At 73.5% G+C, this 1,075-nt stretch carries 2 protein-coding genes; both read left to right on the top strand.

Features of this window, described 5'->3' with window-relative positions; all coding sequences use genetic code 11:
• The first annotated feature begins 423 nt into the window (after positions 1-423).
• A complete protein-coding gene (locus DQW06_RS28300) occupies positions 424-771 on the top strand; it encodes a hypothetical protein (protein WP_117199627.1) in 348 nt (115 codons plus the stop codon).
• The coding region (locus DQW06_RS28295) for a DUF6507 family protein (RefSeq protein WP_117199628.1) at positions 768-1,075 on the top strand (308 nt) is incomplete at its 3' end. The genes DQW06_RS28300 and DQW06_RS28295, both read left to right, overlap by 4 nt.

Raw genomic sequence — 1,075 nt, 5'->3', positions numbered from 1 at the left:
ACCGCTCCCGCCCCGAGGCGGCTCCGTGCGCTGGAGTCCCGGCACCGCCCCGGGGCGCGGTCGGCGCGGACTCCGGAGCCCGCCCGCCAGCCGCCGTAGGGGCGTCTCAGATCCGCCGCCCGGGCGTGGAGCACCGAACGGGTGCGTCGGATCTGGCCGCATCCGGCCAGATCCGGATGGCACACCGCACGCATCCGGACGGTCTCGGAACCTCCGTGCTCCGCCCGTACCCCTCCCGACCTGGCCTCGCCTGCGTGGCGCGGGGGCGTTCCCTGCCCCGACGGGCGTCCACACCGGCCCCGGCGGATGTCGGTGGATCGCCCCGCAATGGAACCATTGCCTACATTCCGTACGTCGGTACACACCGCATGGTGAGCGACCCCGGGCGGGGCCGCGGAGAGGGCGGGGAGGAGAGAACGACCGGTGAAGTTCGACATCGTGCGCCTCGGCGAGGACGGGGAGGCGCCCCCACCGCGGACGCGTCTCCCGGAACAGGTTCCCGAACCGCCAGAGGGACCGTCGGCACCGCGCCCCGGGCCCGGGATCCAGCGGTCCTCGGAGTACATGCGCCTGCGCGCCCGCACCGACCTCACCCGGGGCCGCTCGGCCCTGAACCGGATGCTCCACACCGTCGAGGCCGCCCGGGCCGGGGCCGGGCCCCTCGTCGGCCCCGGCCCCGAGGACGGGACCGGATCCTTCCGCCCCGAGGCCTTCCGCCCCCGTCCAGCCCCCGAGAAGCCCCGCGAACAGCGACAGGAGGGATCCCCGTGACCGCCTGGGACATCGACCCCCCGGAGATCGGCACCGTGCTCGTCAACACCCTCTCCCACCTCGGCGAGGAGGGCGGGTCCGAGGGCCTGTTCGGCGATATGACCACGATCGAGGAACGCGTCACCACCCTCAGCACCCACATCAACAGCGCCCCCATCGGGGTCGCCCTGGGCGAGTTCGCCGAACACTACTTCGGTCTCATGGGCGACATGCTCTCCCTGACCGGCAACGCCGTCACGCAGACCAGCGAGGCGACCACCGCCTACGTCACAGGCAACGAGGAGATGGCGCTGGAGGCGCAGCG

Source organism: Nocardiopsis sp. TNDT3 (assembly GCF_003427465.1).
Taxonomy (GTDB): Bacteria; Actinomycetota; Actinomycetes; order Streptosporangiales; family Streptosporangiaceae; genus Nocardiopsis; species Nocardiopsis dassonvillei.
This window is presented reverse-complemented; position numbering and strand designations above follow the sequence as displayed.